Below are 16,854 nucleotides of genomic sequence, written 5' to 3' on the forward strand. Positions count from 1 at the left end.
AATGCGACAAAATTCGTTGCAGAAAATGTTTATTCCTTCGTGGTTACCAAAACGGGATTGCACCTTCTGGATCTGGAATTTGATCTGCCCGCCCAACAGACCGGATCATCCGGCAACTTTCAGTTGAACCTTCATCCTGTAGCCAGTGGACGATTGACGGTAAATCTTCCCAGCCCGGATGCAGAAATCAGCGTGACCGGAATTCGTACAACGTATCGCAAAGTGAAAGCAGCGGACAAAGCGACTCTCGAACTGCCGATCGACGAGGGCGGAGACATCCAGATTGCCTGGAGACCAGCCGAAGAGCGGGGCGCCATTCAGGGCATTATCCAATGTCAGACAACGCAGGCAGTTTTGATTCAGGATGCCGGTGTGCAACTTCAGAGCACGCATCAATTTCGGGTTCGCCAGGGTCAGATCAACCAGGCGATTTTAAAAATCTCCGAAGACCTGCAAATTCAATCGATTACCGGTCCTGATGTGGGCGGCTGGGAGATCATGGGGAGCGGCGCAGCCCGTCAGATCAAAGTCTTTCTGCGACGAGATATCAAAGAAACGACCAGTATCAAATTGATTGCGTTTCAATCTCTGTCAGTCGGGAAACAGTCCCGCAAACTGGAACTACCTCAAGTTGTTCCAGAAAATGTGACAAATGAAAATGGAACGATTGGCGTATACGCTCAGTCTCAGTTCCAGATACGCCCTGAAAAAATCAGTGGTGCAATTCAGATTGATACTGCCCAGTTTAATAATCCGGAGACATCAACCTCGGATTGGAAAGTCGATGGGCTGGCGCTGAAGCCGCAGTGGGCTTATCGATTCTCCCGCCGACCTCTCTCGCTGGAATTCTCCCTGTCACGACGTCAATCTGATAAGCAGGCAATTGCCGAACATTCCGTTTTTGTCTCACCTCGTAAGATAAGCCTTTCCAGTCGAATTCGATATCAGTTGAAAGGGATTCCGGAATCCACGTTTGTCCTGGAATTGCCAGAATCCTACCTGGTACTAAATGTGACTGCCACGGGCATGGATGACTGGTACGTGATTGAACAGAATGCGGATGACATGCGTGTTCTGGTCGTTGAATTTGCAGAGCTCAAAACCGATCAGGTAGAAATTGTCTGTGAAGGGGTCATTCCGCGGGATGCCAGTCAGAGTAAAGCAGAAGTAATGATTTTGACGCCTCTGGAAGTCTCTGCAGTGCGCAGTGATCTGGCAATCTGGTGTGATGATTCTCTGGTGGCCCGTGCGCCCGAACTGGAAGACTGGCGTGCCATTTCTGCGGAAGAGTTGCCGGCGGATATGAGGTCACAGCAGTCTCGTTTACCCCAATTTGCGTTTCGTTCTACAGCAGAGTTGCCTGAATGGATCAAACTGGATCTGGTGCCGGCACAACCATCCATTACAGCCAATTCCCTGGTAATGACCACGGTCGGAAATGTTTCGGTAAGTCATACCGTCGCGATTCGCTGGTCGATTCAGGGAGCGGCGACAGACACTCTGTCATTTACGACGCCTCTGGAACTGGGTGAGCATCTTGATTTTCGCGGCGATGGAATTCGCCAGGTAGATAAACGGGTCATTGGTGATGCCGTTGTGCAATGGACCGTTCATTTGCAGAATTCCGTAGAGGGAGCTTACTTCATCACGGCGGAATCTACGCAGTCCCCTCCAGCGTCAGAGCAGATTGATATTCCCCGGGTGCGTGTGATGAACACCAGTGGGCTGGTTGATCCGCAAACCACGGAACTGGAAACACAACAGCATTATCTGATGATGGTAAATCATTCCTGGGCTCGACTCTCCCTGATGAATCCGGAGAGTGTGGTCTCCGTCAGCCGGGATGAAATGCCCTTGCAGATTATTGACTCCCTGGCCAATCAGGCGATGCTGCTGGCACGTATCATCGAGACGGCAAATCCCCCTCAGTTTCAGATTCAACAGTTTCAATCGGACCAGGGAGCTGCTGCCGCCGTAAACCTGTCGGAACTGACCACAGTGCTGGCACATGACGGCAGCTGGAAAACGCATGCTGAATATCGGATTCGCAATCGATCTCGTCAGTTTCTGGCGATACGGATTCCTGAGAAGTCTCAAATTCTGAGCGCGTTCGTTAAAAATGTTCCCGTGGCTCCGGTACTCTTGAAACAGGAAACAGAGAAAGCAGGTAGCGAACAACAGATCTATCTGCTGGCACTTCCCAAAACGAGTGCCGCCGATCTCTCATTTGGGGTGAATCTGGTTCTCTCAGGGCGGTTGTCCAAGCCCTTGCCCCAGGGCGCATTTCGCTGGCAGGCGGATGTGATTGATCTACAACCACCCCAGGTGGTGCTGCCTGCGGAAAATGCGGAATATGGTATTCCGGTCGCACAGACCCGATGGAACGTGTATATCCCGGATGATTATTCTGCCACTCCCCGGCTGGATGATCCACGCACTAACATGACTCCTGTTGAATCTCATCAGGCTCAGGAAGACACATCGCTGACCAGCATGGTGAAGGATGTAGAGAACCTGTATTCGGTTTACAGCAGCAGTAAAAGTGATCGCGTTCGCAGCCGTGCGATCACCAACCTGAAACAGCTGGAAAAGAAATTAGATTCCGGATTACAGCAGGGGCAACAGGGCCAGCGAATCAAACAGCAGATCAGTGAGATTCAGTTAAAGGAGCAGCAGCGACAAGCCCAGAAAGAAAAACTGTTAGGTGAAGCTAAGGATGCGAATGCAGATGGTCAAGTTGATTTCGATTCGGAAGAGACTTTCAATCAGCTGGTCATCGGAAATAATGCTGCACTGTTTGAAGCGAACAGGTCACAGAATCAGTCCTCACAATGGGGGTTACAGCAGGCAGGGACTCCCATCGGGCAACCAGGACCGCCGAATCTTCCATTAGGAAGTTCCAAGAGTTTGAAAAGTCATACTATTCGAGGTATCGGTTCAAAAAATATGCCCAAACCAGTTGATTCTTTCGGCGTTGACGTGAATGGCGTTGATAGCCGTGCGCTCCGACGCCAGCAGAGCCTGCAGAATACGACTGACCAACTGCAATCACAGATGAGACCATTGCAGGAAGAAAAGAAACTCGGGCTACCTGAAATGCAATCGCAGGCCCGCACTGAATCAGCGAAATCCAGAACGTTGGAAGCGCTGGTTGAGAAATTTAATGATTCGGTTGATCAGCGACGCTATGAAGAAGCGGAAGCGATCGCGAAACAGGCAAAAGAACTTGATCCTCAGAATCCTGTGGCCGAAACTATGAAATACAAATCAATGTTCCTGCGACGGGGAGCAGCCAACAATGCCATAGCTGACAATAATGAAAGCAACGTCTGGAATCAATTGAATGATGTGGAAGAGTCATTGGCAGATGCCTATGATCCTCAACGTAAACCACTTACCGGTGGTGGAATAGGTGGGGGCGTTCTGTCGGCTTCAGAACCCCTGAATGAGAAACGAAAATCATCAAGTGGAAAATCGCAGTCGCAACAGAATCCACTGGAAGGCTGGACACAGGCGGGTGGGATATCGTTGGAATTTGATATTCCATTGCAGGGACACAAACTCGAATTCAAAAAAATCAGCGGTCAACCTCGTTTGGCACTAGATGTGCGACCCGATAATACTTTGGAGTTTGGCGCTGCGTTGATATGGACGGTCGTCTGGATTGTAATCCTGGTTGCCTTGCTCTGGGGACTGCCTCGGATTGTTCGATCAGAGGCAGCACAAAAATGGCTGGGAATCACTCTGGTGGTGATCGGTCTGGTCGGCTGGTTATTCCTGGCTGGTGGGATTGCCAGCTTTGCCATAGCCTGCTTTCTGATCGGTGCAATCTGCCTGTCTTGCCTGTATGTAAAGCGAACCGCTTGAAATTGTTTGTTGATCTGTTGTATCTTGCTGTTAAGCAAATGAACTTCATTCAGCACTCCCATCTCAGAGGCAATTATGACGACAAAAATCACCTGGCTGGGGCATTCGTCCTTTCAGATAGAAACCGCTGGTAAAACTATCCTGCTGGATCCATTTTTCACCGGAAATCCTTCTGCCATCCTGGAAGCGGCAACGGTTGAAGCCGATGCCATTATAGTCAGCCACGGTCATGGTGACCATGTTGGCGATACGGTCGATATTGCCAAACGGACCGGTGCATTGGTGATTGCCAACTTTGAGATCATTGAATGGATGGGAAAGCAGGGAATTGAAAACGTGCATCCGCAGCATATCGGCGGGGCACACCAATACGACTTTGGGACAGTCAAGCTGACAATTGCCCATCATGGTTCCATGCTGCCGGACGGAAGTAACGGAGGGAGTCCCTGTGGTATCCTGTTGAAACTGGACGGCGGAACCATTTACTTCGCGGCGGACACCGGTTTGTTTTATGACATGAAGTTGATCGGTGAAGAAGGCATTGATCTGGCGATTCTACCCATTGGTGATAATTTCACCATGGGGCCGGCAGACTCGGTCAAGGCAACAAAACTGATTCAACCAAAGCGGGTATTACCCATGCATTATAATACCTGGCCGCTCATAGAACAGGATGCTTCCGCATGGGCCGATCAGATTCGCGGACAGACTGCTGCGGAACCAGTGGTGCTGGATCCGGGTGGATCCTGCTCACTCTGAGGAAGGTGATATTTCATCTTTCTCCAGATCCAGGCCGACCTGTATTTCATCGCCTTCAATGCGCACCGGGTAGACCGGCACCTGCAGTTTGGATTTGGGATTGTCCAGCCAGGTGCCCTCTTTGATACAGAATCGCCAGGCATGCCACGGACAGGTCACAGCTCCCTGTTCATCCACATAACCGGTGGAGAGGGGCGCGCCCTGGTGGGGGCAGAAGTCATTGATGGCCGTGTATTGACCTTCTTTGAGAAAGACGGCAATCATCAGCCCTTCGACATGAAAAGCCCGGCCTTCTCCTTCAGGAATGGTACCGGTTTTCGCGATGGTATGGTAAGTGGTCACTAAATCTACTTTCTGCGGCATCTGGTTCGAAATGAACTGACAGGTGTCCTGAGACTGCCAGAAGAGGGGAATTATAGTCAGTCTCTCGCTCAAGATAAACCGGAACGGATCAGAACCCGGAACCAGGCATCTCCAGTTTATCCCTGCTGTTTCCCGTGCCGGGCCGCCTGTCGAATTTCGGCCAGTCTGCGAATCAGGTCACCCATCTGATGCCGTTTGATCTTTTTGGATTTTGCAAGTGCGGAAGCCTGCTTCAGGAAGTCGGTGATTTGTTCGGGATCGGTATTCATCCGCCGCGCAATCGGGTCAATCACACGATGTTCTTTTCCGCGAAACTGTCTCAGGTGGAGTTCGGTAAATAACTGTTTGAGATAGGAATACAGCAGGGCGCGGCCATTTCCATTTTTGAAATGCAGATTCCCGACATTGTCTGTATGGGAAACGATATTATGTCGTGGCAGGATATGGGAAGAGAGAATGGGACCGAATCGCGTGCTATGCCACCAGCCGAAAATCAATAAAGTGATCAGCAGTTGAATTGTCAACGGGCGGAAAGTGGGGTCGATCAGTAACGCGACAACCTTAGAGGTTCCGGAAGCATTCAGGGATTCGTCGACAACGAAAAAATCAGGCGCTCCAGCTGATTCAATCAGCCGAAAGGCGGGAACACTGCCTCCATCAATCATTGACTGGTTTGAGAATATTTTAGAGGAAGCTGCGACAACGATTTCTCCTTCACCAAATTTCTGTCGGATTGCCTGTTGTGTTTCACCAACGGAAATGAGTTTCTGACCTGATTCAGAGATTATCCGGGCATTTGTCTGCCAGATAATTGAGGGGGCATCCGGGAATACAGTCGTCGCCTGTCCCTCCAGCAGGCTGTGTTTATCCTTCAGAATTTCCAGCAGGTCAGAAGAATCGATTTTCTTCTCATCATCTTTGTCTGCTTCTGTTCCCTGTTTTTCAGTTTTTACGACAGGCAGATTTACCCGTTCTGTTTCATCCAGATACTGCACCTGAATATTCAGCGCCTCGATTTCGAATTCTGGATGTGACTGATTCGCTGTCATAACCAGATGACCGCCCTCTTCTACCCAGGACAGGATGGCAGACCATTCCTGGGGACTGGGATAGCGGGCGGGACCCAGCAGGCAGAGGGTTTCATCATAATCTAAAGACTGCAGAAACACGGAGATTGGAACTCGGTTTCGTTCCGTATTGTAGGACTCCATTTCGAGTAACAGAAAAAACGCTTTCTTTCCACTGGCTGACGCACTGTATGTATCGTCGAGCGCGCCGGTGCCCAGTTCTGGAAACCAGAGATGCAGGGGAATGAGCAGACAGAGAAAAAACAGCCAGACCCAGCCGGCGTTTCTTCGCTCACGCTTGTTTCTGGAAGGCTGATTCATAATGTTTCAATGTACTTTCAAAGTGTTCGCGGGTGGCCTGACGTCGGCCAAAACCCAATGGTTCATAAGTTCGAATCATCTGCCGCAGCGAATCGCCGGGCAAGCAATGAGGCCGTGCAGCACGGATATAATCTCGATAGGTTAAACCTTTACGAAAACGGATCCAGCCTGACCGCTCAATATAGCTCATGGAGCCATACAGCAGCTGGATGATGGCGTTATGGTAATCGCCTTCCTGTGCCAGCGCTTGCGCACGTTGCAGGTAGAGAGAAGATTCGCGCTCTGCTGGAGAGACGATTTCGTCCAGAGTGAGACTACCTTGCAGATCCGGATTGACGGCGGGTTTTGTCGATTTCCCTTTCCGTTCCAGGCTTCTCAGGGAACGAACCAGCAGGTAGAGAATCAGACCACATGTGACAATGACACTGACGTAAGCCAGAAACTGCAGTACATTTCCAATCAATGCACCAAAAACGGGATCAGAGGGCTCTTGTAGCTCAGTTTCAGGCTCTTGTTTAAACAGTTCATCCAGCTCAAAAGGTGCATCTTTCGTGATATCCCGTTCTCTTGTCAGATGGCGAAATTCAGTTCGGCTGAGTATCTCTTTCATATCCTCTTTCAGCATGACCTGGTCTGGTGAGGACATATCAATCGAATCTACTTCAGGCGGCTGAGAGAAAACGGGAGGCACATACCCCGTCAGGCAGAGAAATACCAGTACCAGCTTCCGGAAGCTGTTTCGAATCGAGCCAGATGGACCGTTCATAGCACTGCCTCTCTCCTGGTCAGTCTCTGCGAAACTTCGTTCATTCGTAATTCCATATCCCAGCAGTCGTAGCGAACGCGTAGATCAATATAGGTGAAAAACCAGGCGAGACGACCGATGGGGTAAATCAGCAGAATGAAGCCGATAAAGACCGTTAAAACCCGGGGATCGGTACTTATCAACAGCAGAGCATTGGAAATGGGGTCCCCGATATTGTCCGGATCAAACGCATATGGCATCTGCCCGATCAGGATATTAATTTCCAGCAGGGTGTAACAGAGGTAGTCGAATGTAATAAACAGGATGCATGTCAGCAGATAACAGAAGAAAAAAGTCCATAAGCCGCGCCAGAACAGGGTGCTGAAATGCGTCGAGATCAGATCCTTGGTCCGGTGGTCATGGGAGTTCTCTTCCTGTGCCGCAATTCCGATATACTTCAAAGCAGCCTGTTCCACTCGAAACCCGTTTCGTAATACCAGCCAGATCCCGGGGAAAAACAGGTAAAGGATTCCCAGCATACTCGTCCCAAAGGTGTCGGTATAGAACAGTAGTGCCGGGCCGATAAACAACAGCGCCCGGTCAAGCAGACAGCGCAGCATAAGTGGAATCATGCGGGGCTGGAACTGTCGATTCAGACTTGCCATCCCTTGTGTATTTCCGAATGTGAATAAGGCAGAATTCCAGGTGAGCAGAACACCCAGGGGGCTGGATGCAAAATAAGCAACGGTGACAGCAGTTTTCATTTCGATCAGAAAATAATAACTGAGCAGATATACCAGCAGACAGGCAGGTAAAGCGACCACCGCCCACAGCTTGAGAACGGGAATCAGAAAACGTCCATAGAAGCGGATTGCCAGGTCCAGGCAGTTAAAGGAATTCCTGGGGACCAGCGCCACATTCATCCGGTGAAATCTCATTGAGGCGGATCTCCCTTCCGGGGTGAAATACTCAAGCTGTGTTGGCGTGGCAAACGATTGTCTGCCTGTAATCCGGCGAAAGCCAGATAGCAGAATACAATCAGCCACAAGCCACTGCCGACAAGATATTTCACTTCGTTCGGAAAGTCCGCAGGGGACCAGAACGCTTCAATCATGGCTGCAATAACCAGCATGGCAGCCGCTCCGCCAGCAATTTGAACAGCTTCCAGGCCTCGTACCTGGAGTGACTGAAAACGGGTACGCTGTCCAGGATGGATGATAGCATTCCCCAGCATCAGTCCTGCGCCTCCGGCAACAGCAATTGCCGTCAATTCGAAGGACCCATGGGAAATGACAAAGCTTAAAAATCGTTCGCCATTTCCCTGGCTGATAATATATCCCGAGACGGCTCCCAGAAAGATTCCATTAAATAACAGCGTATAAACCGTACCGATGCCTAACAGCACACCCAGGGCGAAGCATTTGAGTGCGATCCCCACATTATTGTTGATATAAAAACCTGCCATGGCTGCACGCTGATCACCAAAAGAACCGGTTTCGGGTTCTTCTGATTCCTCTGCCTCTTCATGGTTCTCAGTCTGGTTTTCAGTGTCAGAGTTGAGACCACCTTCTTCGCCATACATCTGGTCAAATCGAGTCAGATATTCTTCCGGAATGATGCGCGATGCCAGTTCGGGATTATTCTGGATCACGCACCAGCTCACGCTCATTGGCACGAAAAACAGCAGGCAGGCAGTCAGAAAATACCCGATATTTGCCCGAAACAGTCTCGGAAACTCAAAAGCCAGATAGCGATACACCCCGGCGATATTAGCAGGGGGAGCGCTGTAAAACAGGTTATGACCGCGGGCTGCCAGATCGTTCAGATAGGAAATCAACTCGTGCCCCCAGCCACGGGAGCGGATGGTGGCCAGATCGTGTGATATTTCACGCAGCAACTGGGAAAAAGTGGAGATCTTGTCTGCAGGAAGTTTGGAGAGGGATTTACTGGAAGCCTCTCTCAGAAATTTCTCGAACTTGATCCAGTGAGGTCGACGCTGTTGAATGAATTTGTGCTTATTCATAAAACTCCCCCTCTGAAGCAGACCGTTTTTGGTATTCGTCCACTAGTTCCTGTTCTTCGACTGTCTGACCGAAGCTGAATGTTTTATATACGGAAGCCAGAAACGCCATCGGGTACTGAGAGACTTTTTTCTCATCTCCTGAATATTGCAGTCGTTTTGCCAGTCGCTGAGCCAACTGAGATGCCAGTGCATGTCCCCGTTCGTAAGTGAGTACATGTCGACGGCCGATAAATTCATCAATCAATGAGAGAACTTCATCGCGGGGAAGAAAGCTGCCAATCTCATTTTTATCGAGCGGCTTGATCTTATTTAAAATAATCGGCTTTCGAGGCAGAGTAAGAGAACGTTCCTGGATCACGACTGTACCCGCTACCAGATCCCCCAGTCTCTGAAAACGGCGTGTCAATAACATGGAGGTCACGCCAACACCGTACAGAATGATTGAGTCAGCGCTACGAGCCAGATTTCTCAACAGCGAAGGCCAGAAGGTAATCGGGTATCCCCCCTCTCGAATGACGCGCAGACCACAGGCATGTTTACCAATGGATTTGCCTTTGAAGAACGTTTCGGAGATGGTGTAGTAGCCCCAGGTGTTGAGAAACATGATCACAAGGAACAGCCCCATCATCGCACCGGGCATCATCACACCCGACAGGGGGGCAATGAAAAAAATTAAAATTCCGACGAGCATGATCGACCGAATCATGAAATCAATCAGGTAGGCGACGTAACGTTGTGATGGACCGGCGAGCTGATATGACAGTACCACGTTTTCCGGGGTCTCCACCTGCATTTCCAATCCGAGAAGCGATCTTTCACCCTGCTGGAAGGACTCCGGGTATTCGGCTGAGACGGGATTGGTTTCGTTTAAGGTGATCGTCGATTCCATATCAGGCTGCTGCTGGATCTTGCTGGTAAACGGTGAAACAGGAACCCTTTGAAGACTCTGGCGGGCTCATTGATTATAAGTCATAGTCAGCCGCGTTATCTATACAAAGATGAATTTTTATCAAAACCGGTAATCACGGTTTTCTTACAGTCAACCTGATGGATATAATCAAGCTGTAACAGACGGGCAAACACGTGGCGTATCATCCGCTTGAATCATCTCGGTTGCCGTGGGAAAGCTGGAATTCGGTTCGCTTATTCCACCGAGAAGCAGTTCGCGATTGATGGTACGCATTTCATATTTGATAAGTCGATTGTGACTGAGAGAGGAAACATTAATGCCCACTTATAACCACATCCTGAGGACCACCGGTTTCTGGATGCTGCTGTTCATGGTTTGTGCAGGAACCAGCCAGGCAGCGGACTCACCGTTGTCGGCAGCGAAACAGCAGCAACTGAAAAAAATCCAGAAGCAGGGGGTCAACTTCCTCAAAAACAGCCAGCTGGAAGACGGGCTCTGGACTACAGAGACCGTTCCCGGGATCAGTGCGCTGGTGACCACGGCTCTGCTGGAGAGTGGTGTACCCGCCAGTGATCCTGTTGTTGCGAAAGCACTCAAACGATTGGAAGGTTATGTCCAGAAAGATGGCGGCGTGTATTATGAAAAAAGTAATCATCGCAACTACGAAACCTGCATCTCCATCATGGCATTTCATGCTGCCAACAAAGAAGGCCGCTATGACAGTACGATCAAGAACGCCGAAAAATTCTTAAGAGGTTTACAGTGGGATGAAGGTGAAGGGATCGAGACTTCAGATACCGCTTATGGCGGTGCCGGTTACGGCGGACATTCACGCCCTGATTTATCGAATACGCAATTTCTGATCGAAGCCTTACATCAAGCGGGTGCCAAAGCAGATGATCCAGCGATTCAGAAAGCGCTGATCTTTGTATCCCGAACGCAAAACTTGGAGTCCGAATACAATACGACTCCGTTTGCCTCTAAAATTGATGATGGCGGCTTCTATTACACTCCCGCTGCTGGTGGAACATCACAGGCCGGGAAAACACCCGATGGGGGACTGCGATCCTATGGCAGTATGACCTATGCCGGCCTGAAAAGTATGATATATGCCGGCGTCGATGAAGATGACAAACGGGTAAAAGCAGCAAATGAATGGATTCGTCGTCATTACACGCTGAAAGAAAACCCCGGTATGGAATCGATGGGACTGTACTATTACTTTCATACATTTGCCAAAGCTCTGGATGCGATGAAAGTAGATCAGTTTATAGATGCTGAAGGTACGCAACATAATTGGCGGGCTGAACTGATCGAACGGCTGACCAGCCTGCAACAGGAGAATGGCAGCTGGACCAATAAGCAGAAACGCTGGTACGAATCAGATCCGAATCTGGCGACCGCATACGCGCTGCTGGCATTGTCTTACTGTCAGCCTGCGAAATGAAAAACTGTTTCGAGCGACCCCGTTTCATGCATCAGGTATGAAACGGGGGAATCTCGGCAATGTTTGAACCATCAATCATACCAACGACATATTTTGCCACCTGCTTCACGATCTCGTCGATCATCTTCTGGCCGGCTTCTGGTGTGGCTTCCAGGGGTTCTTTATCTTCCTGGTCCTGCATCGCATCATGGCGGACATTCTCCGGGAAGGCGGCCATTGCGAAAGCCGTCTCAAATTCCTGGGCGTGACCGGGCCAGCGTTTTGTTTTTAAATTTGCCAGCGCGACTTCTTCAGGCAGCAGATTCCAATAGGATTCGAAATGCAGGTTGATTTCAAGTCGCTGCTGGAACTGCCCCCACATACCCAGGCAGGGGGCGATATTTCCGCCATGTCCATTTAAAACCAGGATATTTGTGAATCCTGCCTGATGCATACTGCGAATGGTATCAAATAAAACACTCAGCCAACTGCCCGGGAGTGCAGTCAGGGTACCCGGGTGTCGCATATGATGTTCGCTGATACCAATATTCATCGAAGGGGCGACAATCACTTCCGGCGAGAGCAGTCTGGCAGCTTCGGTTGCCACCAGCATCACACTCCGCCAGTCGTGTTCCATCGCCAGGTGCTCCAGATGTTGTTCTGTTGCTGCCACGGGAATAATGCAGGCTTTCAATTCACCGGATTGCATTCGTTCGCGAAATTCCCGGCGGGTATGTTTATGGAGCAGAATCTCTTGAGCAGAAGCGGGATCAGTCATGGTTCGACCTGAGAATAAAGTTGATGTAAGAGGCACGTTTCAGAAACAGTTGAATTCAGAAAGAATCGAAAGTCTGGATGGGAAGGTCACCGGTTCAGCATTTTTCCATTACCTGGTAACCGGGGAAGCCAAAGCCCAGTTGTCGATAGGTTGATTGAGCGCGTTCATTTTCTAATTCCACGTAGAGCCTGAGCCCTACCACATCCGGATTGGATTCTGCCAGCGACTGTACGTGTTGCGACAGGCGTTGAAAGACTCCCTGGCGTCGATAGTCGGGAGAGACATAGACACTCTGGAACCACCAGAATTCACCATTCCGCCAGTCGCTCCATTCCCGTGTGAACATGATCTGGCCGACGACTGTATTCTGATAACGGGCTACAAAATACTGGCACCCTCGTGCATCCCCCAGAGATTCCAGAACCCCTGTGCGTACCAGTTCCGGATCCAGTTGTTTGGATTCTGTCTCCAAAGCCAGTTGAATATTAAAATCGGCAATGATGTCACAGTCTTCCAGGGTTGCCTGATCGATTTTGATGTCCAGCATAAATAAGGTGCCCTTGCTTGGTATGGCTCGTGTCTACTGCTGCGGATAGCAGGGTCTGGCATTGTCATTGGTATCAAACAGTTTGTGATCAATTAACTCTACTGCAGTCGGGGTCAGATTTTTATTGTTGAGGCTGGAATTTTCTGAATTGTTTGAGCATTTATCAAATAAAGAAGTAATTTTAAATGTCAATATGGCGATATTAGGTATTACAGCATAAATGGTTTTGCAAGGATGCATGGCTAGACCACACAGGATGTGCCTGTTTTACGTCCATGTTTAATCATAACGCTGGGAGATAGAGCCTTGAGAAGTTCAGGGGAACGACAATATCGATTGGATACCAACGCCCGTATTTCGACATTCCAGAATACCTGGAGTATTCTCGCTGTCGGAGTCGCATCAGGCCTGTTGGGTATGTATTTTATGGTCGCACGGCCGATGCTGAGTCAGATCGGTCAACTGCAGACTGAACTGGTCGCAGTTCAGCAGGATATGGATAAACTGGTTGGTGCAAAAACCAGTGCCTGGCAGGTCAATAATCTGTTGACCGTTCTCAACTCTCAGGCGAAGCAGCTGACAGAAGCGAAGTCGGCCATCGCGGAAATCCGGGATCTGAGAATTCTGCTTGAAACAGAATCAGAGCAGACTGAGAAAACGCTGGCCTCGTTCCAGAAGATCAATCAGTTCCAGAAGCTGGTGCTGGAGCAGAGCGAGCTTACTCCCCAGGCCCGCAGTACGCTGGATGAAATGCTGGTGATGCAGGATCAGCTGGCTTCGCAGGACACTCAAACCAGAGCGATCCATACCACTCTGGATGAGATGATTAAACTCCAGAAGCTGGCTGCAGACCAGACCGGCGGTATGAAAGATGCCCAAACGGCATTCAATGAGTTTCTGCAGTTCAAACAGCAAATTGTCGATCAGTCGCGGCAGCTGGATGTGGCACGTGAAAACAGCCAGAAGATGATTGCCCTTCAGGACAGTCTGGTCGCTCAGACAGAACCTCTGGCGGCTGCCCGGAAGAGTGCACAGCAACTGGTATCACTGCAGGAAACGCTGACTGACGAGAAGCTGAACGTGGATGTTGCTGGAGAAAATCTGCAGACGCTGATGACGATGCAGACCAAACTTCTGGCAGAAACAGGGCGTGTGGTTGATGCTGTCGAAACGCTGGAAGTGCTCGGCGATCTTCAGGACCAGGTCAAAGAGCAGGTGGCTTCGATGCAGGGTATGCGACGTGAACTGCTCGACGTGATTCTGATGGAAAGCACGGTTGCCAAAGCAACGCGGATTCTTGAGCCCCTGGCCCAGTTGGGAAACCTGAACCGGTTGAGCGATGCCGAAGTCCGGGAAGCGGCTCGAGTCATCATGGATCAGCGAGACACCCGCATTGGAAAGCTGCCTGCCCAGTTTCGTCGGATTCATCGCGAGCCAACCCCCTCGCGGACAACGAAACTGATTCTGGATGGTGAGCCCGTCTTTAGTGAAGAATCTGACAGCGGTACTGTGGAAGAGAAGCTGGTTCCCACACCGCCCGCTGAATAAGTGTGAACAGTCTCCTGGCTGAAAGTGGCTTGAACAAAAACAGGGCATGGATGATCCGTGCCCTGTTTTTTGTATTCACAAACTGATCGTGCAAGAAAAGTTATTTATCTTTCTTTTCTTCCGGTTTGGCTTCCGGTTTCGATTCTGGTTTTTCTGCTTTGACGGCTGGTTTAGGTGCTGTTTCTGGCTTGGGTGTTTCCGGTTTTGACTCTGTTTTGGGTTTGACAGATTTGAATTCAATGGTACCGGACACAGGAACAGATGCGACCTGGAAGACATCTTTCGAAAGCTCGCCCTGAACGAAGACGACAAATTCCAGATGCTCCAGTCCCAGTGGTGCACCTGTGAAATTAGCCCCTGATTTTTCCTCAAAGGCAGACAGGTAATCCGTCAGTCGGCCTTTGAATTCGCTCAGAGGAATCGTTTTATCCAAAGCCAGTTTCCCATCAACGGCAGGAAAACCATTTGGTTCGCTTAACATGGAACGGACAATCATGTCATGAATGTTGATTCCATTAGGAGCTTCAAACATCAGTTCTTCTTCTGCAAGGACTGCTACCAGACGAAGTGGTTCTTTAATGTCCTTGATACCGGTCGCATTTGCTTTCAGCACCAGGTTGCCATCTTTGGCAGATGCTGACAATTCGATTTTTACATCGGTGTTTTCAGAAAGTGCCGGGATCAAAGCTTCGAGCAGTTGATTGTAGGATGATTCAACCTGTTCGATGCCACCAGCGACACCCTGGACTGCCTGGCCATTTACATTGGTAGAAGGGGTTCCCCCATGATTGTAGAGAATGAAGCGGGCTTCTGAATCGGTATTGGTCAGGGGATCGGGAGCAGGAATATGCTGGTGATACCGCAACACAATTACCTTGGATTGGGGAAACGCTGATTCGATGACACCTGTCGCCAGGTCAGCGGCGACACACGGCGGACAGGATGCGCCTGTGAACAGTTCGATCAGTGAAACGCGGTTTCCTTTTTTCAAATCAACATCTTTTGCCTGCTTGGTCACGTAACTGTCCAGAAAACGACGGAAAGACTTGGTGAGATATTCATCCAGTCCCTCTGTGGAACCGTGCTTCTTTTTCCAGAGCGATGTCAAAGTTTCACGCGGATCTTCAAATTTCACAGCTGCGGGGTTCTGTTTCGAAGCGGCAATCAGCTGTCGTTCGCGAAATGACAGCGGTGAACCAGCCAGATATCCCAGATGTTCAATGGCCTTATCGATATCGCCATGAGACTTTTCATAGCTGACCAGTTCTGTCAGCAGTTCGCGGTCGTGCGGGTGCTTTTTGATTTCTTCCTGCAGCAGTTTACCCGCTGCCTTGATCTGTTCCGGATTATCGGATTTGAGACCCACGCGTGCTCGAGCCAGTGCAATTTCCGTGTCCCAGCCTTCCAGAGGTGTGACGCCTTCCTTGATGGCTTTTTCTGCCTGGTCCAGATATTGAGTTGCGATATTCGCATCCGTTTCACTACGTGCCAGCATGGAACCGGAGCTGACCATGGCATTCACCTGGAGTCGTTTGCCCCAGGTTCCGGATGTTTCGATATAGCGATTGACGATCTCTTCAACGGTTTTGGCATCTTTATTCTGACTGAGTGCAACAGCGATCAGACGGGTATAGGCATCCAGAGCCACGGGAACCGTTTTCATTCGTTCATTTTGAGTGAATTCATTCAGTCCCTTGTAAGGGTCTTCTGACTGCATTGCCTGCATGAATTCCTGAAATCCGGGAGCTGGCAGTGGCTCTTTAATATTTGACAGGTCTTTTTCCTTAGTAGGCAGCAAAAGCGCGGGGACACAATTTTCACCGTTAAAGGAAATGTTTCCCATGATGGCGCCTTTGTTGAGCGTCCCTTGAAAGTTCAACCGAATGATTTCTTCCCCTTCGTTGATCAGGCTTTCGTCAAACTCAACAGTTTCCGCGGTTGTAGTGGAAGACAGGATTTTCGCAGGTAAAACTTCCGCACCTCGGGAAAGCAGGACAACGGATTCTGTCTTGGCGTCAGCTTTTTCATCCGCTTTTTCTGCTGTTTTATCTGCTGTTTTATCTGCTTTCTTTTCGGACTTGCCCGCTTCATTGGGGGGCGTGATTTTGAAAAGATAAAGCGGCATCAGTTGCTGCTGCTGAGGCAGCATGAGAACCCAGTTTCCTTTGACTGTTTTGGGTAGCTCGAAAGGCTCGGGTTCTTCCTTTTCCGTTTTTTTATCGCCACCCTCTTTTGATGCCATTTGGGGTGTTTTCGCATTTGCTTGCGGGGTTTCGACATCAGCAGTCGATGCATCGGACGAAGAGGATTGAGTATCAGTGGCTGGATCGGAGGCTTTCTGACAGCCAACCGAAATCATGATCAGACACAGCAGCAGCAGGCCAGTGCGCGAAATTGAAAACATATTATTCCTCAAAGGGTAAAGTACAGGTGATCTCAAAAAAGGGTCTATATTCCGGTTTTATACGAAATCCCTACAAATGTTGATGGATATTAAACA

12 protein-coding genes and 1 pseudogene are annotated in these 16,854 nt (G+C 49.7%); 4 read left to right on the forward strand and 9 right to left on the reverse strand.

The window, feature by feature from the left end; all coding sequences use genetic code 11:
* Together AACZ40_RS21225 and AACZ40_RS21230 are read left to right on the forward strand one after the other, a co-directional pair.
* A pseudogene (locus AACZ40_RS21225) lies at positions 1–3,867 on the forward strand (hypothetical protein); the annotation flags it as partial.
* A gap of 75 nt (positions 3,868–3,942) precedes the next feature.
* Positions 3,943–4,626: a metal-dependent hydrolase gene (locus tag AACZ40_RS21230; RefSeq protein WP_291166944.1), complete on the forward strand. Its 684-nt coding sequence runs from the start codon at positions 3,943–3,945 to the stop codon at positions 4,624–4,626.
* On the opposite strand, the gene AACZ40_RS21235 is transcribed toward AACZ40_RS21230, so the two are convergent.
* The 6 genes from AACZ40_RS21235 to AACZ40_RS21260 form a co-directional block, all read right to left on the reverse strand.
* A complete protein-coding gene (locus AACZ40_RS21235; protein WP_291166946.1) occupies positions 4,618–4,968 on the reverse strand; it encodes a Rieske (2Fe-2S) protein in 351 nt (116 codons plus the stop codon). The two genes, AACZ40_RS21230 and AACZ40_RS21235, sit on opposite strands and share 9 nt — an antisense overlap.
* Before the next feature lie 137 nt (positions 4,969–5,105).
* Positions 5,106–6,377 carry a DUF4350 domain-containing protein gene (locus AACZ40_RS21240; RefSeq protein WP_291166948.1) on the reverse strand — a complete coding sequence of 424 codons (1,272 nt, stop codon included), beginning with the start codon at positions 6,375–6,377 and terminating at the stop codon, positions 5,106–5,108.
* Positions 6,349–7,143 (reverse strand): hypothetical protein, encoded by a 795-nt coding sequence (locus tag AACZ40_RS21245; protein WP_291166950.1) that lies wholly within the window; start codon positions 7,141–7,143, stop codon positions 6,349–6,351. The genes AACZ40_RS21240 and AACZ40_RS21245 overlap by 29 nt, the downstream gene beginning before the upstream one ends.
* Positions 7,140–8,060 (reverse strand): hypothetical protein, encoded by a 921-nt coding sequence (locus AACZ40_RS21250; RefSeq protein ID WP_291166951.1) that lies wholly within the window; start codon positions 8,058–8,060, stop codon positions 7,140–7,142. The genes AACZ40_RS21245 and AACZ40_RS21250 overlap by 4 nt, the downstream gene beginning before the upstream one ends.
* A complete protein-coding gene (locus AACZ40_RS21255; RefSeq protein WP_291166952.1) occupies positions 8,057–9,145 on the reverse strand; it encodes a stage II sporulation protein M in 1,089 nt (362 codons plus the stop codon). Before AACZ40_RS21255 ends, AACZ40_RS21250 begins: the two co-directional genes overlap by 4 nt.
* A complete protein-coding gene (locus tag AACZ40_RS21260; RefSeq protein WP_291166953.1) occupies positions 9,138–10,034 on the reverse strand; it encodes an RDD family protein in 897 nt (298 codons plus the stop codon). The genes AACZ40_RS21255 and AACZ40_RS21260 overlap by 8 nt, the downstream gene beginning before the upstream one ends.
* A 337-nt stretch (positions 10,035–10,371) precedes the next feature.
* Here AACZ40_RS21260 and AACZ40_RS21265 point away from each other — a divergent pair, with 337 nt between their 5' ends.
* Entirely contained in the window at positions 10,372–11,502 is a 1,131-nt protein-coding gene (locus AACZ40_RS21265) for a terpene cyclase/mutase family protein (protein WP_291166955.1), read from the forward strand.
* Between the two features lie 31 nt (positions 11,503–11,533).
* On the opposite strand, the gene AACZ40_RS21270 is transcribed toward AACZ40_RS21265, so the two are convergent.
* Both AACZ40_RS21270 and AACZ40_RS21275 read right to left on the reverse strand, forming a co-directional pair.
* Complete coding sequence (locus AACZ40_RS21270) at positions 11,534–12,259, reverse strand: creatininase family protein (RefSeq protein ID WP_291166957.1); 726 nt, start codon at positions 12,257–12,259, stop codon at positions 11,534–11,536.
* Positions 12,260–12,353: 94 nt separating this feature from the next.
* Positions 12,354–12,806 carry a GNAT family N-acetyltransferase gene (locus AACZ40_RS21275; protein ID WP_291166959.1) on the reverse strand — a complete coding sequence of 151 codons (453 nt, stop codon included), beginning with the start codon at positions 12,804–12,806 and terminating at the stop codon, positions 12,354–12,356.
* A 336-nt stretch (positions 12,807–13,142) separates the two neighbouring features.
* Here AACZ40_RS21275 and AACZ40_RS21280 point away from each other — a divergent pair, with 336 nt between their 5' ends.
* The gene (locus AACZ40_RS21280) at positions 13,143–14,354 is read left to right on the forward strand and encodes a hypothetical protein (protein WP_339675764.1); all 1,212 of its coding nucleotides are present in this window, start codon (positions 13,143–13,145) and stop codon (positions 14,352–14,354) included.
* Between the two features lie 100 nt (positions 14,355–14,454).
* Here AACZ40_RS21280 and AACZ40_RS21285 read toward each other — a convergent pair whose 3' ends face one another.
* Complete coding sequence (locus AACZ40_RS21285; RefSeq protein WP_291166963.1) at positions 14,455–16,758, reverse strand: hypothetical protein; 2,304 nt, start codon at positions 16,756–16,758, stop codon at positions 14,455–14,457.
* Positions 16,759–16,854: the final 96 nt, after the last annotated feature.

It is taken from the genome of uncultured Gimesia sp. (genome assembly GCF_963972345.1).
Classification (GTDB): Bacteria; Planctomycetota; Planctomycetia; order Planctomycetales; family Planctomycetaceae; genus Gimesia.